Origin of the sequence: Actinoplanes sp. L3-i22 (assembly GCF_019704555.1) — a bacterium.
GTDB lineage: Bacteria > Actinomycetota > Actinomycetes > Mycobacteriales > Micromonosporaceae > Actinoplanes.
Window position 1 is genome coordinate 7,161,403 of record NZ_AP024745.1, and the last position, 21,266, is coordinate 7,182,668.

Below are 21,266 nucleotides of genomic sequence, written 5' to 3' on the forward strand. Positions count from 1 at the left end.
GGCAGGATCGTCGTGTGCATCTGGACGACAACACGACCGCGCGGCCGGTCGCCCTGCCGCCGAGCCCACCCGGTGACCTGGCCGGCGGCATCCGCGACTGGATCACCTCGGCGCCGCTGCGGGAGCTCGTCGCGGCGTCCGGTGGCCGGCTGCCCGGCGGCGGAACCGCCGAGCTGCTCGCCTGGCTGGACGACTTCTCCGGCGCCCACTGGGACTTCCGCCGAGGCAGCCTGGAACGACACATGATGGACCCCCAGGATTTCGGTACGCCGGTGCTCGCCGCCATCGACCGCGCGGCGACCGCGCTCGGCCTGGTCACCGCCCACCCGCCGAGCCGGCGCGAGTACACCCACCTGCTGGTCCTCGGCGGTCTCGGCGCCACCTGCCTGCAGCGTGCCGACTACGCCGCCCGGCTGTGGCGTTCCGGGGCCGTCGGCTCGCCCCGGGTCGCCGGGCTCGGCAGCTTCCGGCCGCTGCACGAGACCGAGCTGGCCACGCCCGGACTGGCCGGCTGCGTCACCGAGGTGGACGCCATGCGGGCCGGGCTGCGGGCGAGCTTCGCGCTGGGCGAGCCGGTCGAGCACCGGGGCACCACCGGCCCGGCCGGCCACGACTCCTGGTCGATCACCGATTTCACCGCGCCCGGCGCGACAACGATCCAGGCCGCGGCCGGGGCGACAACGGTCCAGGTGCTGGCCGCGCCGTCGGCCGAGCCGGAGCTGCGCCGGGCGGACACTTCGGACACCTACCGCTTCTGGGCCGGCGAGCACCGCCCGGGCCCCGGTGACGCCGTCCTGATCGTCACGTCACCGATCTACGTGCCGTTCCAGCACGCCGACGCGATCCGGCTGCTGAACCTGCCGTACGGCTGCCCGGTCGACACGGTCGGCCTGGACTCCGAGCAGAGCTTCGGGCCGGAACGCTATCTGCAGGAGATCCGCTCGGCGGTCCGCTCCCTGCGCAAGCTGCACCAGACGTACGAGCCCCCGCCCCGCTGATCCGGGCACGTCCGTCGGCCGTGGACGGACCGGACGTCTTGCCGCGGGCCGGTCGGCCGGGAAGTATTGTCGCGATCACCCTGTGCTCATGAGGTGCGCTGCGACAAGGAGATGATCCGTGACCGATCGCCGGCTCGTCTGGGGTTCGGCAACCGGCGTGACGCTGGCCGCCGTCAACAGTGCGGTCATCAACGAGCTGCACGGCGGCCGGCTGTGGTGGGTCGCGGCCGCCGGTTGCACCGTCGCCGGCGCGGTGCTGGCCGGCTGGCTGGCGACCGGGTCCGCGGCCCGCCGGATCGGGCGCGGGGCCGTCGTGGCCGGCCGGGACATCGCCGGCAAGGTCCGGACGGACGGCTCGGCGCCGGCCGGCACCGGGGTCCAGCCGCCGCCCGAGGTGGATTCCGGAGCCGTGGTCGCCGGGCGGGACATCGCCGCCGGAGCCGAGATCGACACCACCGGGCGGGGTACGACCGGCCGATGAGAGCCGGCAACTGGCAGGTCGCGCCGGGCGCGGTGGTCGCCGGGCGGGACATCAGCGGGACGGTCCACACCGGGCCGATGTACGTGCGGGTCGTGGCCGGCACGTTCGACTCGGTGCAGGATGCGATCTTCGACCCCGCACCGCTGGCCGACCAGTTGGAGCTGTCCCGATTCCACGGCCGGAAGGCCCTGGTCGCGACGATCGAGGAGACGATCGGCCGACAGGACCGGGGATACATCGTGGTCCGCGGCGAGGCCGGCGTCGGCAAGAGCGCGCTGGCGGCCCACCTGGTCTGGACCCGCCCGTGCGTCCATCACTTCACCCGCATCGAGGGCGGCGCCCGTAACCCGGTCGAGGCGCGGAAGAGCCTCGCGGCCCAGCTCATCGGCGGCTGGGGTCTGGCCGACCGGTTCACCCCCGGGGACGCCTTTCCCGCCGCCGCCCTGCGCCCGGACTGGCTGGCCAAGGTGATCCGGGCGGCCGCGGCCGCGCGGGACGCGGCCTGCCCACCGGAGCAGCGGCCGCCGATCGTGCTGGTGATCGACGGCCTGGACGAGGCGGAGCCGGACGCGCCGGGCATGGGCACCGGAATCCCCCTGGGGCTACCGGCCCCGGACGCGCTGCCCTCCGGGGTGCACATCGTCGCGACCAGCCGATACGGACTGCCACTGGTCGCCCTGCGGGATCCGCTGCGGGTGGGCTGGTCCCAGATCGAGGTGGCGAGCGACAGCAACCTGGCCGACATGGCGGCCTACCTCCGGGCGGCCGCCGGACTCGACCGGGAGGCGCCGGCAGCGCACCGGGACGCCGCCCTGACCGCGGTCCTCGCCCGGCACGGCGTGAACGCTGAAGCGTTCACGTCGGCGCTGCTGCGGAGATGCGGCGGTGTGTGGATCTACCTCCGGTACGTGCTCGACGAGATCCGGGCGGGGATCCGGCCGCCGGCCGACGTGTCGTCCCTGCCGGGACGGCTGCGGGGCTTCTACGAGCTGCAGGTTCAGCGCTGGTCGGCCCACCCGGACTGGGACCGCGTCCACCTGCCCGCCCTGGCCCTGCTGACCTCGGCGACCCGCCCGTTGACCAGCGTCGAGCTGGCCGGGATCATGGGCGACCCGGCCGCCCGGGACCGGCTGACCGACTGGCTGAACGGGTCCGCCCGGGCGTTCCTCGACGTCCTCGCCGGACCTGATCGGGCACCGACCTATCAGGTCCGGCATCAGAGTCTCCGGGATCTGTTCGCCGGCGATCCGGACGGCGATGCCGCGCCCGTGGACGCCGGCCTCACGGAACGACTCGCCCTGGCGCGCGCGACGGCGCATCGGCTGCTCACCGCCTGGCTGGTGCCGGCGGCCTGCCCGGTCACCGGCCGCCGGGACTGGGACGCCACCGACGACTACACCCGCCTGGAACTCCCCGCCCACGCGGCGGGCGGTGGGGTTCTCGACGGGTTGATGACCGATCCCGGATTTCTCCTCACCTGCTCCCAGGGCCACATCCTGCGCTACCGGCACACCCTGTCCGATCGCGCCGCGATCGCCGCGGCCGCCGCGCTGGAGGCGGCGGCGACCAGCGACTGGCCCGCCTGGTCCCCGGACCGGCGGGCCTGGTGGTTGCACATCTGGGCCGGCAAGACCCGCTGCACGGACCTGGTGCGTGCCCTCGCCGCGGCCCACCCCGGATGGTCCTGGCATGTCGAGGCGGCGATCTGGTCCGGCACCACACATCGGACGCTCGCCGGCCATCAGGGCGGCGTGTCCGCCCTGACCGTGGTCCCGGCCGCGAACGGCGCCCGGCTGATCATCTCCGCTCACCAGCGGACTCTGAGTGCCAAAAATGCCGCGATCCGGGTCTGGGATGCCGACAGCGGCACCCGGCTCGCCGAGTTTCGCGAGCACCGCGCCACCGTGACGGCTCTGACGATGCTGCCCACCGCCGACGGCGGAAATCTCGTCGCCTCCGGCGACACCGACGGGATGGTGACCGTGTGGGATCCGGCCAGCGGCGCGCGGATCGCCGAGTTCACCGATAACCGTGGCGGGGTGACGGCGCTGACGACGTTGCCGGCGCCGGACGGGCGCCGACATCTGGTGTCCGGCCATGACGACGTGTGGTCCGAGGACGACGGGCCCATCCAGGTATGGGATCTCGAGGCAGGCGAGTGCGTCGCCGAGTTCACGGGCCACGGCCGGGTGACGGCGCTGGCGACGATTCCCGCACGGGACGGGCGGCATCACCTGGTGTCCGGGGACCGCGGCTCGGACTTCGGCGACGACGGCACGGTGCGGGTGTGGGACCCCGAACACGGCACCCAGGTGGCCGATCTGCCCGGGCACAAGGGTGGGGTGACCGCACTCGCGATCCTGCCCGGCCCGGATCCGCGGCACCGCATCGTGACCGGCGACGGCCGAGGTGACATCCGGATCTGGGAACCCGGCAGCGACGTCCCGCCGGTCACGTTCCACGCGCACGGCCGCGGGGTGGGTTTTCTCGCCTTCATGCCCGGCCCGGACGGCCGGCGATGGATCGTCTCCGGCGACGGCGAGGGATTCTCGGACCGGGACGGATCCGTCCGGGTCTGGGATCCGGAGACCGGCGTCCGGTCGGCCGAGCTGACCGGTCACCGGCTCGGCGTCGGCGCGCTGGCCGTGCTGCCGGCTCAGGACGGGCGGCACCGGGTGGTCTCCGGTGACGGTACCGGGTCGGTGCGGGTGTGGGATCCCGACAGCAGTGTCCAGGTCCGGGATCTGGTCGGCCACGACGGTGGGGTGACGGCCCTGGCTCTGCTGCCCGCCCCGGGCCACCGCTACCGGATCGTTTCCGGCGACGGTGGTGGGTCGGTGCGCGTGTGGGACCCCGACCGGCAGGTTCAGGTCGCCGCCCTGGCCCGGCACGATCATGGAATTTCGGCGCTGGTGGCGGCGATCGGGCCGGGCCGGAAGACCCATGTCGTCTCCGGCGACAGCAACGAGATCTTCGATGACATCGGCACCCTGACGGTCTGGAACGTCGATGACGACACCCACGTCGCCGAGTTCCCCGGCGAGGACGGCGGGATCATGGCCCTGACCGCGATCCCGGCCCCCGGCGACGGTTTCCGGATCGTGTCCGGGCAGGCGGGCCGATTCCAGTCCCGCCGTAGCTCGGTTCGCACGTGGGATCCGCATACCCAGACCGAGCCGGGCGAATACGCCTACGACCACGGCGGAGTGACGGCGCTGACCTCGGTCCTCGACGCGGACGGCCGCCGGTGGATCGTGTCCGGCGACAGCGAGGGAACGATCCGGATCGCCGACGCCGACCGGGGCGACGTGATCGAGGAGTTCGCGGGCCAGGCGGGCGGAGTGACGGCCCTGGCCGTGCTGCCCGGCGCCGACGGCCGGCACCGCATCGTTTCCGGGCACAGCGACGCCGGCGCCGACCGCGGTCACCTCAACGTCTGGGACCTCGACTGGGACTTCTGGGGTGACGGCTGCACCGCCCGGCTCGCTCGGTCCAGAGAATTTCGGTCCGGGGTGACCGCGCTCGCCCTGCTGCCCGGCATCGACGGGCTGTGCGGTGTCGTCGCCGGGGACTACCTGGGCTCGGTGCATGTCTGGGATCCCGAGGACGACACTCCGCTCGCCGAGTTCCACGGCCACATGGGGCCGGTCAGCGCGGTGCTGACCATGCCCCACCTGGACGGGCACCGCATCGTCACGGCGAGCTACGACAACACCCTGACCATCTGGGCGCCCAGCCCGGGTGCCGGGTTGTGGTAGCGATCGTCAGCGGTCCGGATCCGCAGCCCGGAACAGGTAGTTGTTGGCGTGGGCGCAGACCAGGTCGGTCGGTTTCCAGCCGCGGTGCCAGGCGTGCATGCGGTAGCCGCGGGCGGTGAGCCAGTCGACGATGTCGGCGGGGGTGTAGTCGTAGCGGTCGGTGTGCCGGGCCTCGATCTCGATGAAGATCGTCGGCCGGAACCGGTCCACGGTCGCGGACGCGCCGTGCAGGACGTGCAGTTCGCCGCCCTCGACGTCGATCTTCATGAAGTCCAGGCGGGTCAGGCCGGCCCCCTTCACCAGGCCGTCGATCGTCTCGACGTCGACCAGGATCTCCTCGTGCCGGTCGAACTCGGCGTTGGAGCCGACCCCGTGGCTCTGCCAGTCCAGGAAGGATCGGCTGGTGGCCGGGCCGTGCGGGGTGTACGGCACGCGCATCGCGGCCCGGCCGGGCCGCGCGCCCAGCGCCACCGCGTGGTGGTGCACGTTGGGCCGGCGCCGGGCGCCGAGGACCCGCGACCAGAACGGGTGCGAGAACGTCAGTGGTTCGACGGCGTGCACCACCCCGGTCGGCCCGGCCAGCCGGGACAGCGCCTGGGTGTAGAGGCCGGCGGCCGCGCCGGCGTCCAGGCAGACGTCGCCGGGGCGGACCAGGCCGCCGAGGGTGTGGAACTCGTCGTCGAGGTAGCGGGTGTGCCGGGACAGCGCCCGGGCGGCGGCATTGATCACCCTGAGCACGCTAGGCGGCGACGGCGCCCGGCGAATCGGCCCGCGGACGTAAGCCCACGGGCTAATCCGTGACCGCGACCAGGCCCATCTGGTACGCCAGGATCGCCAGGTGCACCCGGTCGCGGGCGTCCAGCTTGGTGAACAGGCGGGCCACGTGCGCCTTGGCGGTGGCCGGGCTGATGTGCAGGTCGGTGGCGATCTCGGCGTTCGACCGGCCGCGGCCGACCAGGGTCAGCACCTCGCGTTCCCGCCCGGTGATCCCGTCCGACGTCCGCCGGGGCACCGCGGTGGTGGCGGGCTCCGGTGGGCGGTCGACGAACTGCTCGATCAGGCGGCGGGTGACGCTCGGCGCGATCAGCGCGTCCCCGCCGGCGACGACCCGGACGGCGGCCAGGATGTCGTCCAGGGCCATGTCCTTGACCAGGAAACCGCTGGCGCCGGCGCGGAGGGCGCCGTACACGTACTCGTCGTCGTCGAACGTGGTCAGGATCAGCACCCGGGCCGGGTCCGGGCCGGCCAGGATGTGCCGGGTGGCCTCGATGCCGTCCATGATCGGCATCCGGATGTCCATCACCACCACGTCCGGCCGCAGCTCACGGGCCAGCCGGACGGCCTCGGCGCCGGTCGCCGCCTCGCCGATCACCAGGAGATCACCGGAGTCGCTGATCAGCACCCGCAGGGCGCTGCGGATCAGCGGCTGGTCGTCGGCCAGCACCACCCGGACGCTCACCAGGCCGGCATTTCCGCCGCGCGGAGGGTGGCCGGGCCGGTCGCGGGCAGCGGAATCGTCGCGGTGACCCCGAAGCCGCCGCCGTCGCGCGGCCCGGCGGCGAAATCCCCGCCCAGCAGGCTGACGCGTTCCCGCATGCCGGGGATGCCGTAGCCGGCGCCGAGCCCGGTCCCGCCGCGACCGTCGTCGGTGACCTCGATGGTGAGCACCCCGGCATCCTCCCGGACGGCGACGTCGCAGTGGCCGGTGCCGGCGTGCCGGATCACGTTGGTGACCGCTTCCTGGACGATCCGGAACGCGGACAGGTCGATGTCCGGCGGCAGCGCCGTCCGCTCGCCGAGCCGGCGCAGGTCGACCCGGACGCCGGCCTGCGCGGTCCGGGCGACGAGACCCTCGAGATCATCCAGCCCCGGCGCCGGCTCGCGGCTGGCCGGGGCCGCCTGCGCATCGGTACGCCGCAACGTGCCCAGCATCCGGCGCAGTGCCGCCGCGGTCTCCCGGCCGGTGTCCTCGATGTTGGCCAGGGCGGCGCGCGCCTCCGCCGGCTGGGTGTCGATCACCCGGCGGCCCATCCCGGCCTGCACGGCGATCACCCCGATGCTGTGCGCGATCATGTCGTGCAGCTCGCGGGCGATCCGCAGCCGCTCGGCCTGCACGGCGCGGGCCTCGGCCTGATCCCGCTGGGCGGCGGCGTACTGCCGGCGCTGCCGGACCGAGTTCCCGATCACCCACGCGGTGATGACCGCCAGGAACAGCGCGGTAGCCACGGTCAGCCCGGTGCCGGGCTGGTTGATCACGAAGAGCAGCAGCAACTCGGCGGCGGCCACCACCACCGCCGCCGGGATCGAGACCCGCCGCGACCTGGTGGCGGCCACCTTGCCGGCCATGATGTCGGCGGTGACCGCGAGGACGATCGCGAGCGCCAGGACGAAGGCCTCGTTGTGGACGGCCAGCAGCACGGCCGTCCCGCCGACCAGGAACAGCAGCAGCGCCGGGATCGGCGCCCGGCGCAGCAGGGGCATCGGCATCAGCAGGGCCAGCACGATCGCCGGCGCCTGCAGCACGATCGGGCCGGCCGGCACGACCACCGCGAGGAACAGGCCGGCCGGGAACAGCAGCGCGCCCAACCAGGCGAACACGCTGCCCAGGCACTTTCGAAGAGCGGGCATGCGGCCGATCGTATCGACGCGGAACGGCCCCGGCATCGGCCCACGGTCTTACATCCCCGGGCGTAGACCGGTGTGAACCACGAGCCGATGTGGACAGTGCGGTGGTTTCGGCACCTTGTGCGGCATGGTCCTGAACAAACGGCTCCGAGCCGTGCTGGCGATCACCGCGATCATCGTGACGCCGTCCGCCGGCACCGCGCTCGCCGCACCCACGACCGCCCCGGCCCTGCCTCCGGCGGGCACCGCCGCGTGGCGGGCCGACCGGCGCGCCCTGCCCGATCCGGTGACCGCCGAGCCGGCCGTGGTCCACGCCCGGCTGGCCGCGGCTTCCCCGGCCGAGCGGCGCGACCTGGTCGCGGAGTTCCCCGCGGTGCTGGGCAACCTGGACGGGGCGCCGGTCGAACTGCGGTACGCCGCGAACGAGCGGGCCATGCGAGCGTCCGGTTTCGATCATCCGGCCGGCGACTACCTGCTGTTCGATCCGCGCGGCCGGGGCCGGATCGCCCAGGTCTTCGGCGACCTGGCCACCGCGCGCCGGATCGTGGTGCTGGTGCCCGGCATGAGCAACCGGCTGGCGAACTTCTGGACCGGGGTGGGCGGCCGGTCGTATCGCTCCACCGCACTGCAGGCCGCCGATCTGCAACGGGCCGCGGGCAGCGGCGTCGCGGTGATCGCGTGGCTCGGCTACGACACCCCGCAGGGGGTCGCCGAGGGCGCCCGGGACGGCCTGGCCCGCGCCGGCGCCGCCGCGCTGATCCGGCTGGTCGACGGCCTGCTCGCGGTCCGGCCGGAGGCCACGGTCGCGCTGTTCGGGCACAGCTACGGCTCGACGGTGATCGGCCGCGCCGCCGCCCGGCTCCCGGCCCGGGTCACCGACATCGCCGTGTTCGCCAGCCCCGGGATGGGCGTGGACCGCGCCGCCGACCTGGGCACCGGGGCCCGGATCTGGGCCGGGCAGAGCGCGCGGGACTGGGTCCGGTGGGTGCCGGCGGTCCGGGTGGCCGGCCTCGGCCACGGGGCGCGACCGACCGCCGCCGGGTTCGGCGCCCGGGTGTTCGCCACCGCGGACGTGCCCGATCACGATCACTACCTGGCGCCCGGCACCGACTCCCTGGCCGCGCTGGCCGCGATCGCCGGTGGTGGGTCATGAGCCTGGTCGCGCGGATCGAGGCGGCCACCCCGGCGGGCCGGGACCGGACCGTGGACGCGCTGCGGGCGGTGGCGATCCTCGGCGTGGTCCTCGGGCACTGGCTGGTGTCCGCGGTGGTGAGCGACCCGTACCGGCCGGCGGTGTGGCACGGCGCCAGCCCGCTGCAGGACCGGCCGGCGCTGATCCCGGTCAGCTGGGTGCTGCAGACCCTGGGACTGTTCTTCTTCGCCGGCGGGTACGCGTCGGCGCGCGCCCGGCCCGGCCTGGTCGCCCGGCTCGCCCGGCTGGTCCGGCCGGTCGCGGTGCTGGCCGCGGTGTGGCTGCCGGCTCTCGGGTTGCTGCGGCTCAGCGGCGCTCCGGAGAGCACCCGGCGGCTGGTCACGGCGCTGCTCGTACATCCGCTCTGGTTTCTTCTGGTCTTCGTGTTCCTGACCGCGGTCGCCGGGCCGCTGCGGGCCGCCGTCGCCCGGTGGGGCCTCTGGCCGGTGCTGCCGCTCGTCGCGGTGGTCGCGGTCAGCGACGTGTGCCGCCACCACGGCATGACGTTCTCGCTGGTCACGGTGGTGGGGTGGGCCGTGCCGTACGTCCTGGGCATCGCCCTGGCCGAAGGCCGTCTCCCCCGGTGGACCGGCCCTGCCCTGGTGTTCGCCGGGGTCGCCGGGGGCATCGCCCTGGTCCGGCTGGCCGGCTACCCGGCGAGCGCGGTCGGCGTGCCCGGCGACGGCTGGTCCAACCTCGACCCGCCGTCGCTGTTCGCGCTGGCGCTGGCCGCGGCCCAGCTCGGCGTGTTCCTGCTGGTGCGGCCCCGGCTGGCCGGGTGGCTGCGGCGGCCGCGATGCTGGGCGCCGGCCGCCGGGCTGAACCTGGTCGCGATGACCGTCTACTGCTGGCATCAGAGCGCCCTGCTGCTGGTCACGTTCGCGGCTCAGCTCGCCGGCCGGCTGCCCGGACTGCTCGACGAGCCGACCGGCGACTGGCCGGTGCACCGCCTGCTCTGGCTGCCGGTCCTCGCCCTCACGCTGGCGGCGCTGGGCTCGGTCTTCCATCCCCGGGAGCACCGTCCGGCATCGGCTCGGCCAGCGCCGCCCGCCAGGCCGGCGCCTCGAACGGATCCGCGAAGTACTGCGTCTCGTGCACCACGTGACCACTCGCGAACTCCATGACGCTGACCGAGTGCGTCGGCACCCCGTCGTAGGTGATCACCACCTCGCTCACCCAGAGGTCGCCGCTGCCGGAGATCCGCCGCACGGTGAAGTGCCGGTCGGCCGGATGCCCGCCGCGCTGCGCCACGATCGCCGCCCGGCCCCGGTATCGCTCCCCGGACTGCGGATAGTCCAGGATCGCGTCCGCGGCGTAGATCGCGTGCTCGGCCTCGATCTCGCCGGCCTCCGAGGCCCGCCAGTGCGCCACGACAGCGGCCCGGATCGACGAATCGGCATCCATCACGGTGTCCCTCTGTTGGCCGGGCGTGGGTCACCACGACCCTAGCCCGGTCAGCCGGGCAGCAGGACCAGCTTGCCGGTGACCTCGTCGGCCTCCATCAGCCGGTGCGCCTCGACGACGTCGGCCAGGCGAAGGACCCGGTCGACCGCCGGGCGCAGGGTGCCGGCCTCGACCGCGGCGACCACCCGCCGCAGGGCCGCCGCGCCGGCCCGGCCGGTCATCGTGCCGCTGTGGAAGGCGGTCAGCCGGGTCCCGGACGGGATCGCCGCGATCGGCTCGAAGTCCGGCAACGCCCATCCGCTCAGGGAGCCGCTCACGCACACCGTCCCGCCGCGGCGGACCAGCCGCAGCGAGTCCGCCACGGTCCGTGCCCCGACCAGTTCGAGCACGTGGTCCGGGCCGCCGGGCCAGATCGCGTGCATCCGGCCGGCGAGCGAGCCGCCGTCGTCGATCAGGACGTGCCGGACGCCGGCCGCGGTCAGGGCCGCGGCCTTGCCGGGCTGCCGGGTGGTGGCCGCGACCTCGATCCCCTGGGCGGCGGCGAGCGCGGCGGCGGCCAGCCCGACCGACGAGGTCCCGCCCCGGATCAGCAGGCGTCCCGGCGCCTCGGGCAGGCCGAGCACGTCCAGCGAGCCGCGCGCGGTCAGGTAGGTCTCCGGCAGGGCGGCCAGCACCTCCCACGGCAGCCGGGTGCGGACCGGCATCAGCAGGGCGTTCGGCAGCAGCGCGTACTCGGCGTAGCCGCCGTCGAAGGCCCGGCCCATCTCCCCCATCACCGCGGCGACGGTCGTCCCGGCGGGCCGGTCCGGGTCGGTCGAGACCGCGACCACGCCCACGCACTCGATGCCGAGCACCCGGGGAAACGTCACGCCCGGCGAATGGCCCTGCCGCGTGCGCAGTTCAGACCGATTGAGACCGACACCCTTCACCTGTACGAGACTCCAGCCGTCCCGTACGTCGGGAATCTCCCGGTCTTGCATCTCCAGCACCTCCGGGCCGCCCGCCCGCACACAGACCGCCGCACGCATCGTCGTCATGGCGGCAACTCTTCGCCGGGCCGGGTGCGGCGGGCCACCGCTAGAATGCCAACCCATGCCCGTTGGCCGCCAAGCATCGGAGGACGGCCCGGTCTCGCGGATCTGGCCGTCCGGCGGCGCGCACCTGTGGCCGTCCGGCGCGATCAGCGCCGAGGACGCGCATCCGCGAGGGCACCTGGTCTACGCCGCGCGGGGCGTGCTGTCGGTGCACACCGCGCGCGGCACCTCGATCGTGCCGGCGAACCGGGTCGGGTGGACGCCGGCCGGCGTCGCGCACCGGCATCGCGCGCACGGCGAGACCGACATGCGGATCGTGTTCCTACCGGCGTCGCTCGCCCGGCTGATGCCGGAGCGGCCGGCCGTGTTCCTGGTCTCCGGCCTGGCCCGGGAGGTGCTGCTGGCGCTGACCGGGGCGGACGAGCGCGACCGCGCGGCGACCGGCCGGCTGCGCCGGGTGCTCATCGACGAGCTGCGCGAGGCCCGGGAGCAGCCCCTTCAGCTGCCGGAGCCGCGCGACGACCGGTTGCGGGCGATCGCCCGGCGGCTCTACGACGACCCGGCGGACACCACCGCGCTGGCCGGCCTCGGGCGGTCGGCCGGCGCGAGCGCCCGGACCCTCAGCCGGCTCTTCCACGACGAGCTCGGGATGACCTTCTACGAGTGGCGGACCCAGCTGCGGATCTGCCACGCGCTGGTGCTGCTCGCCGACGGGCACGACGTGGTGCGGGTCGCCGGGGCCTGCGGCTGGGCCAACCCGAGCGCGTTCATCGCCGCGTTCACCGCGCTGGTCGGCACCACGCCCGGCCGTTACCGCAGCGGGTCGGTGGTCGCGACGTAGACGGTGTTGGCCGACCGGCCGGCGGTCAGCGGGTTGGCGAACGTGACCACGTGCGCGGCCGCGGTCGCGAAGCACTGCCGCAGCAGGGCCAGGAAACCCTCGTCGGGCGCGTCGTCGGACCACAGGCCGAACACCCCGCCCGGGTGCAGCCGGGCGGCCAGCCGGGTCAGGCCGGTGGCGGTGTAGAGGTCGGCGTGCGCCGGGTTCAGCACGTTGACCGGCGAGTGGTCGATGTCGACCAGGATCGCGTCGAAGCGCCGGTCCCGGTCGGCCGGGTCGAAGCCGGCGCCGTCGCGCAGCAGGGCGAAGAAGTCGCCGTGCAGCATCGTGGCCCGGGGGTCGGTGGTCAGCGCCCGGCCGCCGGGGATCAGGTCCTCGCGGTGCCAGTCGATCACCGGTTCCAGGGCCTCGACCACGGTCAGCGACCGGGCCCGCGGGTCGGCGAGCACCGTGTGCGCGGTGTAGCCGAGGCCCAGGCCGCCGACGACCACGTCGCAGGGACGGTCCGGCAGGGCGCCCAGGCCGAGCCGGGCCAGCTCCTCCTCGGCGACGGTGAACATGCTGGACATCAGGTACTCGTCGCCGAGCTTGACCTCGTACACGTCGGTTTTCGTCATCGGCTCCAGGCGCCGGCGCAGGCTGATCTCGCCGATGTGGGTCGAGGCGAAGCCGAGTTCGGCGAATCGCATGGGTGTCCTTCCGGGGCGGTGGATCGCGCCGGCTGGCCGATGATGCGCGACGCCGCCGACCCTAGTCGTGCCGGGGCGCCGCGCATCCTCCGCCCGCCGGGTGATCCTCCGATCCGGGGACGGCAGGTGCCCAGGGACGACCGCTATCGGGGACGGTGCCAGCGCAGCCAGCCGGCCTGGCCGCCGTCGAGCAGCACGTCGGTCCCGGTCAGGTAGAGCGAGTCCGGACCGGTCAGGAACGCGACCACCTCGGCCAGCTCGCCCGGGGTGCCGGGCCGGCCGATGCCGCAGGCGTCCAGAGTGGCCAGCATGTGCGCGCCGGACTCGCCGTCCTGCTCGGCCCGGGCCATCGGGGTGGCGATGACGCCGGGGCTGACCGTGTTGATCCGGGCGCCGCGCCGGTTGTAGGCCAGCGCGGCGGCCTGCACCCGGACCTGGTTGGCGCGTTTGGCCAGGATGTACGCCTGCACCGGCGGCGCGTCGGCGGCCGCCGCGACCACGTCCAGGGCGAGCAGGTCCGCGGCCGGCGCGGTGGCCAGGCCCCGCTCCTGGTCCTCGGTCAGCCGGGCGACGTGCCCGGCCATGCTGGCGACGCAGACCACCGCGGTGCCCCGGGTCGCCACCGGCTCGAACGCGTCGATGACGTGGGCGGTGCCGAGCAGGTCCACGTCCAGGATCGTGCGGACGGTCGAGGTGGCCGCCGAGACGCCGGCGGTGTGCACGACCGCCGCCAGCCGGCCGGTGCCGGCCGCGGTCTCGGCCAGCGTCGCCACCGACCGGGCGTCGGAGACGTCGGTGAGCTGCCCGGTCGCGGCGTAGCCGGCGGCGCGCAGGTCGCCGACGGCCCGGTCCAGGGCGGCCGGGGCCGCGTCGGCCAGCAGGATCGTGCGCCCGCCGCCGAGGCGCCGGGCCACGGCCAGGCCCATGCCGCCGGCTCCGGTGATGACGACGACGTCCGGCCCGGTCATGACTCCTCCTGGGTGAGCAGGGCCTGCCGCCACGGGCGCAGGGCCTTGGGTGGCAGGCCGGCGGCGAGCACGCCGACCAACCGGCCGGCTCTGCGGTACGTGGCCAGGAACCGCCGCTCGCCGAGGTCGCCCTCGGTGATCTCGACGGTGTCGTGGCCGCGCAGGTAGCCGTACGCGTGGATCTTCAGGTCGTACTGGTCGGACCAGAAGTAGGGCACCGGCGCGAACGGCTTGCCGGCGCCCGGGTGCAGCAGGTTGCGGGCGGCGGCCAGGCCCTGCTCGGCGGCGTTGGTACGGTGCTCGATCCGCATCGCGACGCCGTAGCGCGGGTTGTGCCAGCGGGCCACGTCGCCGGCGGCGTAGACGTCCGGCGCGGCCCGGCTGTACTCGTCGCAGATCAGCCCGTCGTCGACCGGCAGGCCGCTGCTCTCGAGCCATTCGGTGTTGGGCCGCGAGCCGATCGCGACCAGCACCTCGTCGGCGGTCACCCGCTCGCCGCCGGCCAGCTGCACGCCGTCGCCGGTGATCGCCGTGACGGCGACGCCGGTCCGCAGGTCGACGCCGTGCTCGGTGTGCGCCGCGGACAGCACCCGGCCGACCCGCTCGCCGACCGCGTGGGCGAGCGGGACCGGGGCCGGTTCCAGCAGGACGACCTCGCAGCCCAGGCCGCGGGCCACGGCGGCGCACTCGGCGCCGAGGAAGCCGGCGCCGACCACGGCCAGGCGCACGCCCGGGGCGAGCCGTTCGCGCAGGGCGAGCGCGTCGGTCACCCGGCGCAGCACGTGTCCGCCGTCGCCGGCCAGGCGGCGGGGCCGGACGCCGGTGGCGACGATCAGCCCGTCGTAGGGGACCTCGGTGCCGTCGCCGAGCCGGACGATCCGGGCCGCCGGGTCCAGCCCGACGGCCCGCACGCCGAGGCGCAGGTCCAGCCGCAGGGCGGTGAGCTGGTCCAGGGTGCGCAGGGCGAGCCGCTCGGCGGCCCACTCACCGGCGAGGATCTGTTTGGAGAGCGGCGGACGGTCGTACGGTAATTCGATCTCCTCGCCGATCAGGGTGAGCGACGCGTCGTAGCCCTCCCGGCGCAGGGTTTCGGCGGCCGAGAGGCCGGCCGCCGACGCGCCCACCACGACGATCCGTCTCACGGCTCGACCAGGCGGATCGCCGCGGCCGGGCAGACCGCGGCGGCCTCGCGGACCTCGGCGGCGTGCTCCGGGCCGGGCTCGGCGTCCAGCACGATCGCGACGCCGTCCTCGTCGCGCTGGTCGAAGACGTCCGGGGCGATCATCGCGCACTGTCCGGCCGCGACACACTTCGGTTCGTCGAACTCGACTCGCATGATCGTCTCCCTTACCAGGTGACCGGAAGTGACTTGAGGCCGTAGGCGACGCCCTCCATCGCGAACGGCACCTCCTCGAACGGCACGGCCAGGGCCAGCGTGGGGATCCGCCGGTAGAGGGTGCCGTACGCGACCTGCAGCTCGACCCGGGCCAATGACTGGCCGAGGCACTGGTGCGGGCCGTAGCCGAACGCGTGGTGCGAGCGGGCCGGCCGGGTCAGGTCGAGCCGTTCGCCGTCCGGGAACTCGCGCTCGTCGTAGTTCGCCCCGGCCAGCTCGAAGATGATCCCGTCGCCGGCCCGGATCGTGGTGCCGCGCAGCTCGATGTCCTCGTCGGCGATCCGCCGGATCCCGGAGTGCACGATGGTCAGGTAGCGCAGCAGCTCCTCGACCGCGTTCGCGACGAACTTCGGGTCGTCGCTCCGCTCGCGCAGCAGGGCCAGTTGCTCCGGCTCGCGCAGCAGCGCCAGGGTGGCCAGGGAGATCATGCTGGCGCTGGTCTCGTGGCCGGCGATCAGGATCGCCGAGCTCATGATGACCGCCTCCTCGAAGGTCATCTCACCGGCTTTGACCCGGCCGCCCATCTCGGACATCACGTCGTCGGCCGGCTCGGCCATCTTCTTCTGCAACAGCGCCGCGAGGTAGCCGCCGAGCGCCCGGCTGGCCGCCTGCGTCTGCTCGGCGGTCGACTCGTGGCTGATCGCCGCGGTGCTGTTGGCCTGGAAGAACTCGTGGTCCTCGTACGGCGCGCCGAGGATCCGGGTGATCACCAGTGTCGGCACCGGCAGGCCGATCGCTCGTACCAAATCGGCGGGTTTAGGTCCTTCGAGCATGTCGTCGACCAGGCTGTCGAACGTCTCCTGGATCCGCGGGCGCAGCGCCTCGACGCGTTTGACCATGAACGGGCCGTTGACGGTACGGCGTAGCCGGGTGTGCTCCGGCGGATCGGTGTTGGTGATCAGATCCGGGTGGTGCGGCGCCCCCGCGGCCCGGCCCCGGGTCATGTGCGGGTACCCGGCGCGCTTCTCGTCGATGCTGATCCGCGGGTCGTTGAGCAGCGCGCGCTGGTCGGCGTGCCGGGTGACGAACCACGGCGTGCTGCCGTCCCAGATCCGCACCTTGCCGATCCCGTCCGCCCTGGTCATCGCGCGGATGACCGGGGCCGGCGCGAACGGGCAGCGGGACTCGCGGACGGCCGGGTACTCGGGTACGTCGACGGTGTCTGACATGGGTCTCCTCGGGCTGTGCCTGCGCCACGAAAACTGCTGAAAACCATGCAAACAAAGCTTCCGGACAAAACCCGGACAACGGTACGGCCTCAGCGGCCGAACCCGAGCCGATAGCCCAGCCCCCGATGCGTGAAGATCAGCGCCGGCCCGCTCCGGTCCACCTTGCGCCGCAGCCGGGACACCAGCCGGTCCACGGTGGCGTCGGCGCGCGGCTCGTCCCAGACCTGCCGGGCCAGTTGCCCCTTGGACAGCACCCGGCCCGCGTTGCGCAGCAGATGCCGCAGCAGCCGGTACTCGGCCGGGGTCAGCTCCAGGGCCCGCCCGCCGCGCCAGCCCTGCCGGGTGGCCCCGTCGAGCAGTAGGTCGCCGTGCCGCAGCACGTCCGCCGGGCCGCGGTCGCGCAGCAGGACCTGGGCGCGGGCCAGCAGTTCCGGGCCGCGCCACGGCTTGGTGACGTAGTCCTCCACCCGGGTGCCGAGCACCGGCACCAGCTCGCCGAGGAACTCGCAGGCGGTCACGCAGAGCACCGGCGGGCGCGCCGGGAACGCCGAGCGCTGGCGGCCCAGCCGGGCCAGATCCGGCGTGTCCCGGTCGACCACGACCAGATCGATCACCCGCTCGTCGAGGACCCGGACCGCCGCCGCGCCGGTGGCGAGCGCGGTGACCCGGTAGCCGCCGCCGGTCAGGTCCGCGACCAGCTCGGCCCGCAGGTCCGGCTCCGGCGCCACGACCAGCACGTCCGGCTCCGCCATCGCTGGGAAGGACACCCCGTCACCTCACTCCGGCCGCGACCCGTCCCCCGGCCGGCACCCGGTCGGCATCGGGGTATGTCGATACCATCATCCCCGTCACTCTTCGGCGCCGCCCGCCGCGGGTGGTCCGCGGGTAGACTGGGCCCGCGACTGACCGTAGCGCCGTGTCACGGCGTACGCCGCACCGGCCTTTTGCCGTCGGTCATCCGGTCCTCCTTCATCGCTTCCGGCCCCAGACCCGGCCTGGTGTTCCCGCCGTTTCTGCTCCCGGGCCATCGCACGCCCCCTTATCTGAAGGCAGACCACACACATGGCCACGCGTTACGGATTCCTCAGCACGCACCCGCCGACCTTCTGCGGCCTCGCCAGCTTCAACGCCGCCCTGGCCGCCGGGCTGCCCGACACCGGCGTGGTCCGCGTCGTCGAGCCCGGCGACACCAGCCCGGCCGGCCCCGAGGTGACGCACACCTGGGCGACCCGCGCCGAGGGCGGCTGGCGCGCCGCCGCCGACGCGCTGAACAGCTTCGACGTGGCGATCATCCAGCACGAGTACGGTATCTACCCGGGCGCCGACGGCGCGGACGTGCTGCGGCTGATGCGGCGGCTGTCCACGCCCAGCATCGTCGTGCTGCACACCGTGCTCAGCCGGCCGACGCCGCGGCAGAAGTCGCTGCTGGAGCAGATCGTCGCGGTCGCCGGGGCCGCGGTCACGATGACCGCCACCGCCCACGAGCGGCTGCTGGCCGGGTACTCCGTCGACCCGGCCAAGGTGTCGATCATCCCGCACGGCGCCGCCGAGCACACCGCGGAACCGGCCGCCCGCACGGCGCGGCCGCACATGCTGACCTGGGGTCTGCTCGGGCCGGGCAAGGGCATCGAGTGGGCCATCCGGGCGATGGCCCACCTGGGCAAGCTCGACCCGGTCTACACCGTCGCCGGGCGCACCCATCCCAAGGTGCTGGAGCGGCACGGCGAGACGTACCGGGCCGGCCTGCACCAGCTCGCCGCCCAGCTCGGGCTGGCGCAGTCGGTGCGCTTCGAGGCGGACTACCTCGACCCGGCCACGCTCAGCGGCCTGATCCGCTCGGCCGACGTGGTGGTGCTGCCGTACGACTCGGTCGAGCAGGTGACCTCCGGCGTGCTGATCGAGGCGGTCGCCGCCGGAGTCCCGGTGGTCGCCACCGCGTTCCCGCACGCGGTCGAGCTGCTCAGCGACGGGACCGGCCTGGTCGTGCCGCACCAGAACCCGCGCGCGCTCTCCGTCGCGCTGCGCAAGGTGCTGTCCCGGCCCACCCCGGCCGCCGAGCGCCCGGACGGCACCGTGCCGCGCTGGCCCGCCGTGACCGCCCGCTACGAGGCCCTGGCCGCCCGCCTGATCGCCGCGCGGACCCCGGTCCCGGTCGGCGCGCCCGCGTGACGGCAACCGTTCCCGTTCCGGTCGCGTCGGCGGGCTTCGCGCACCTGCGCCGGCTCACCGACGACACCGGCCTGCTGGAGCACGCGCGGCACGCCGTGCCCCGGCGCGCGCACGGCTACTGCGTCGACGACGTCGCCCGCGGCCTGGTGGTGACCTGCCGCGAACCCGACCCGGAGCCGGAGGTGCTCGAGCTCGCCGAGCGCTACCTGGCCTTCCTGACGCACGCGCAGGACGAGCACGGCGCGTTCCACAACCGGCTCAGCTACGACCGGCGCTGGACCGACCAGCCGCAGCTGGGTGACTGGTGGGGCCGCGCCCTGTGGGGGCTGGGCACCGCGGCCGCCCGTGGCCCGGCGCACCGGATCCGCGCGGACGCCCTGGTCGCGTTCACGGCCGGGGCCGCCCGGCGCTCCCCCGCGCCGCACGCGATGGCCTTCGCCGGCCTCGGCGCCGTCGAGGTGCTGCGCGCCGACCCGGGCAACGCGCTGGCCACCGGCCTGCTGATCGACGCCGCCGCGGCGATCGGCCGGCCCGGCGCCGACCCGCGCTGGCCCTGGCCGACGCCGTCACTGAGCTATGCCAGCGCCGCGCTCGCCGAGGTGGTCCTCGCGGCCGGGCACCTGACCGGCGACGACGGCCTGCGGGTCGCCGGCCTGCGGATGCTGAGCTGGCTGCGCGACATCCAGGTGGTCGACGGCCGGCTCTCGGCGCTGCCCGCGGCCGGTTGGCGGCAGGGCACCCCGCGGCTGCGGTACGACCAGCAGCCGATCGAGGTCGCCGCGTTCGCCGATGCCTGCGCGACCGCGGCCGAGCTGACCGGCGACGACCGCTGGCACCTGGGCGTCCGGCAGGCCGTCGACTGGTTCCTCGGCGCCAACGACGGCGGCGCGGTGATGTGGGACGAGGAGACCGGCGGCGGCTACGACGGGCTCACCCCGGACGGGCCGAACCTGAACCAGGGGGCCGAGTCGACGCTCGCGCTCGTCTCGACCCTGCAGCTCGCCCGTCGTCAGGCGCTGGTGGCCTGACGGATCCCGTCGGCGTCCCGGGCCACCGCTTTCGCGTCGTGCGCCAGGTCCGGGTCGGTCTCGGGTCGCGGAACACAGAGCAGAAGAGCCTTCGGCCGTACGGTGACCAGCAGTTCCGTGCCGGGATCGATCAGGTCGCCGTCGAGCTGCCGCGGCTGGGGCCGGCTGCTGCGGATCGCCACGGTGGCCGCGGTGAACGTCTCCATCCGCGGGACCGAGCTCCGGCGGCGCAGCACTCCCCAGGCCAGCGCGGCCCAGTGCCGCAGGCTGCGCGGGCTGAGCACGGCGACGTCGAGGCGCCCGTCGTCCGGCTCGGCCTCCTGCAGCAGCCGCATGCCGCCCTGGAGCCGGCCGACGTTCCCGACGATCACGGTCCGCGGCCGCCGGGTGAACGCCGGCCCGTCGTCCAATGAGATCGTCACCCGCATCGGCCGGTCCCGCAGGTGCTTGACCGCCCCGGCGACGTAGGCCAGCCAACCGACGTGCTTCTTCGCGGTGTCGTTGGTCGCGTCCAGCATCTGCGCGTCGAAGCCCATGCCGGCCATCACCGCGAAGCTCTGCTCGCCGACGCAGCCGACGTCGATCCGCCGCCGCCCGCCCTGGCGCACCACCTCGATGCCGGTGGCCAGGTCGGTGCCGAGCCCGAGGTTGGCGGCGAGCAGGTTGCCGGTGCCGGCCGGCAGCACGGCGAGCGCCACGTCGGTGCCGGCCAGCGCGCCGACGCAGGCCATCACGGTGCCGTCCCCGCCGCAGACGAAGACCAGCTCGGCACCGTCGCGGATCGCCTGGGCGGCCTGTCCGGCGCCGGGGTCCTCGGCGGTGGTCTCCAGCCAGATCGGCTCGGGCCAGCCGGGCAGGGACTCGGTGAGGGTCCGGCGCAGGTTGTCCAGATCGGGCACTTTCACCGGGTTGACGACGACAGCTGACCGCAGCGGGGTGTCCATGCCCTCGCCCTTACCCAGGACGGCCGCCGGGCAGTCCCGGTGTTAATCGACCGTGAGCGCCCGGTCCGCCGGGTCGGACGGCCGACGTGGCTTGCCGACCCGGACCCGGACCCGGCGCGGCCCGAACAGGTCGCCGTCGCCCTGCTCCACGCTGGAGCGTTCCACCGTCCGGCGGATCAGCGCGCGGGCCGGTGGCAGCAGCAGGACCAGGCCCAGCGCCGCGGTGAAGAATCCCGGCAGCGCGAGCAGGGCGGCGCCGGACAGGCCGACGACGAAGGTGACCACGGCCGGTCCCGGTGGCCGGCCCTGCGCCCCGGCGGTCCGCAGCCGCCGCCGGCCGGTGACCCCCTCGCGGACCAGGAGCAGCAGGCCGGCCGCACTGCAGGCGATCAGCGCCAGGAGCGCCCAGGTCACGCCGATCATGCGGACCACCGCGAGGAACGTCGAGATCTCGAGGAACCCGACCACCACGACCGTGCCGGCCGCGGTCAGCAGCACGGCCGGCCTCGACGAAACACCACTGTGCATGGTCGACATCCTGCCATCCCCGCCGGCATCGACGTTCGGTGA

General features: G+C 74.5%; 20 protein-coding genes and 1 pseudogene. 8 read left to right on the top strand and 13 right to left on the bottom strand.

The genetic code is table 11. The features are described 5' to 3' along the window. Positions 1-14: 14 nt before the first annotated feature. The 3 genes from L3i22_RS32240 to L3i22_RS32250 all read left to right on the top strand — a co-directional run bounded on the left by L3i22_RS32240 (position 15) and on the right by L3i22_RS32250 (position 5,237). Positions 15-998, top strand: a complete 984-nt coding sequence (locus tag L3i22_RS32240) for a hypothetical protein (RefSeq protein WP_255657332.1) — start codon at positions 15-17, stop codon at positions 996-998. A 118-nt stretch (positions 999-1,116) separates the two neighbouring features. Next, on the top strand, positions 1,117-1,479 hold the full coding sequence (locus tag L3i22_RS32245) for a hypothetical protein (protein WP_221321260.1): 363 nt from the start codon (positions 1,117-1,119) through the stop codon (positions 1,477-1,479). Next, a complete protein-coding gene (locus tag L3i22_RS32250; RefSeq protein WP_221321261.1) occupies positions 1,476-5,237 on the top strand; it encodes a WD40 repeat domain-containing protein in 3,762 nt (1,253 codons plus the stop codon). Before L3i22_RS32245 ends, L3i22_RS32250 begins: the two co-directional genes overlap by 4 nt. Positions 5,238-5,243: 6 nt before the next feature. Here the strand turns inward: L3i22_RS32250 and L3i22_RS32255 are convergent, their stop codons facing one another. The 3 genes from L3i22_RS32255 to L3i22_RS32265 form a co-directional block, all read right to left on the bottom strand. Next, positions 5,244-5,966 (bottom strand): FkbM family methyltransferase, encoded by a 723-nt coding sequence (locus L3i22_RS32255; RefSeq protein ID WP_221321262.1) that lies wholly within the window; start codon positions 5,964-5,966, stop codon positions 5,244-5,246. A gap of 61 nt (positions 5,967-6,027) precedes the next feature. After that, a complete protein-coding gene (locus tag L3i22_RS32260; RefSeq protein ID WP_221321263.1) occupies positions 6,028-6,696 on the bottom strand; it encodes a response regulator transcription factor in 669 nt (222 codons plus the stop codon). Continuing rightward, the gene (locus L3i22_RS32265) at positions 6,693-7,865 is read right to left on the bottom strand and encodes a sensor histidine kinase (RefSeq protein WP_221321264.1); all 1,173 of its coding nucleotides are present in this window, start codon (positions 7,863-7,865) and stop codon (positions 6,693-6,695) included. Before L3i22_RS32265 ends, L3i22_RS32260 begins: the two co-directional genes overlap by 4 nt. Positions 7,866-7,989: 124 nt before the next feature. Between L3i22_RS32265 and L3i22_RS32270 the strand changes: the two genes are divergently transcribed. After that, complete coding sequence (locus tag L3i22_RS32270; protein WP_221321265.1) at positions 7,990-9,015, top strand: alpha/beta hydrolase; 1,026 nt, start codon at positions 7,990-7,992, stop codon at positions 9,013-9,015. Continuing rightward, positions 9,012-9,986: pseudogene (locus tag L3i22_RS53865) on the top strand (acyltransferase family protein); the annotation flags it as partial. The gene L3i22_RS32270 and the pseudogene L3i22_RS53865, both read left to right, overlap by 4 nt. 43 nt (positions 9,987-10,029) lie before the next feature. Here L3i22_RS53865 and L3i22_RS32275 read toward each other — a convergent pair. Continuing rightward, positions 10,030-10,458 (bottom strand): nuclear transport factor 2 family protein, encoded by a 429-nt coding sequence (locus L3i22_RS32275; protein WP_221321266.1) that lies wholly within the window; start codon positions 10,456-10,458, stop codon positions 10,030-10,032. A 50-nt stretch (positions 10,459-10,508) separates the two neighbouring features. Beyond that, a complete protein-coding gene (locus L3i22_RS32280; RefSeq protein WP_221321267.1) occupies positions 10,509-11,495 on the bottom strand; it encodes a zinc-binding dehydrogenase in 987 nt (328 codons plus the stop codon). 55 nt (positions 11,496-11,550) lie between these two features. Here L3i22_RS32280 and L3i22_RS32285 point away from each other — a divergent pair, with 55 nt between their 5' ends. Further along, on the top strand, positions 11,551-12,333 hold the full coding sequence (locus tag L3i22_RS32285; RefSeq protein ID WP_221321268.1) for a helix-turn-helix transcriptional regulator: 783 nt from the start codon (positions 11,551-11,553) through the stop codon (positions 12,331-12,333). On the opposite strand, the gene L3i22_RS32290 is transcribed toward L3i22_RS32285, so the two are convergent. From L3i22_RS32290 to L3i22_RS32315, 6 genes are all read right to left on the bottom strand, one after another. Continuing rightward, a complete protein-coding gene (locus L3i22_RS32290; RefSeq protein WP_221321269.1) occupies positions 12,303-13,022 on the bottom strand; it encodes a spermidine synthase in 720 nt (239 codons plus the stop codon). The two genes, L3i22_RS32285 and L3i22_RS32290, sit on opposite strands and share 31 nt — an antisense overlap. 143 nt (positions 13,023-13,165) lie before the next feature. Then, positions 13,166-13,990, bottom strand: a complete 825-nt coding sequence (locus tag L3i22_RS32295; protein ID WP_221321270.1) for an SDR family oxidoreductase — start codon at positions 13,988-13,990, stop codon at positions 13,166-13,168. Then, a complete protein-coding gene (locus tag L3i22_RS32300; RefSeq protein ID WP_221321271.1) occupies positions 13,987-15,132 on the bottom strand; it encodes an NAD(P)/FAD-dependent oxidoreductase in 1,146 nt (381 codons plus the stop codon). The genes L3i22_RS32295 and L3i22_RS32300 overlap by 4 nt, the downstream gene beginning before the upstream one ends. Further along, positions 15,129-15,326, bottom strand: a complete 198-nt coding sequence (locus tag L3i22_RS32305) for a ferredoxin (RefSeq protein WP_221321272.1) — start codon at positions 15,324-15,326, stop codon at positions 15,129-15,131. Before L3i22_RS32305 ends, L3i22_RS32300 begins: the two co-directional genes overlap by 4 nt. A gap of 11 nt (positions 15,327-15,337) precedes the next feature. Beyond that, on the bottom strand, positions 15,338-16,555 hold the full coding sequence (locus tag L3i22_RS32310; RefSeq protein WP_221321273.1) for a cytochrome P450: 1,218 nt from the start codon (positions 16,553-16,555) through the stop codon (positions 15,338-15,340). 89 nt (positions 16,556-16,644) lie between these two features. Beyond that, the gene (locus L3i22_RS32315) at positions 16,645-17,322 is read right to left on the bottom strand and encodes a response regulator transcription factor (protein WP_221321274.1); all 678 of its coding nucleotides are present in this window, start codon (positions 17,320-17,322) and stop codon (positions 16,645-16,647) included. Positions 17,323-17,617: 295 nt separating this feature from the next. On the opposite strand from L3i22_RS32315, the gene L3i22_RS32320 reads away from it, so the two are divergent. Together L3i22_RS32320 and L3i22_RS32325 are read left to right on the top strand one after the other, a co-directional pair. Further along, entirely contained in the window at positions 17,618-18,724 is a 1,107-nt protein-coding gene (locus tag L3i22_RS32320; protein WP_221321275.1) for a glycosyltransferase, read from the top strand. After that, complete coding sequence (locus L3i22_RS32325; RefSeq protein WP_221321276.1) at positions 18,721-19,752, top strand: glycosyltransferase; 1,032 nt, start codon at positions 18,721-18,723, stop codon at positions 19,750-19,752. Before L3i22_RS32320 ends, L3i22_RS32325 begins: the two co-directional genes overlap by 4 nt. On the opposite strand, the gene L3i22_RS32330 is transcribed toward L3i22_RS32325, so the two are convergent. Together L3i22_RS32330 and L3i22_RS32335 are read right to left on the bottom strand one after the other, a co-directional pair. Next, positions 19,734-20,696: a diacylglycerol kinase family protein gene (locus tag L3i22_RS32330; protein WP_221321277.1), complete on the bottom strand. Its 963-nt coding sequence runs from the start codon at positions 20,694-20,696 to the stop codon at positions 19,734-19,736. The two genes, L3i22_RS32325 and L3i22_RS32330, sit on opposite strands and share 19 nt — an antisense overlap. Positions 20,697-20,738: 42 nt before the next feature. Beyond that, positions 20,739-21,224, bottom strand: a complete 486-nt coding sequence (locus L3i22_RS32335) for an FxsA family protein (RefSeq protein WP_221321278.1) — start codon at positions 21,222-21,224, stop codon at positions 20,739-20,741. Positions 21,225-21,266: the final 42 nt, after the last annotated feature.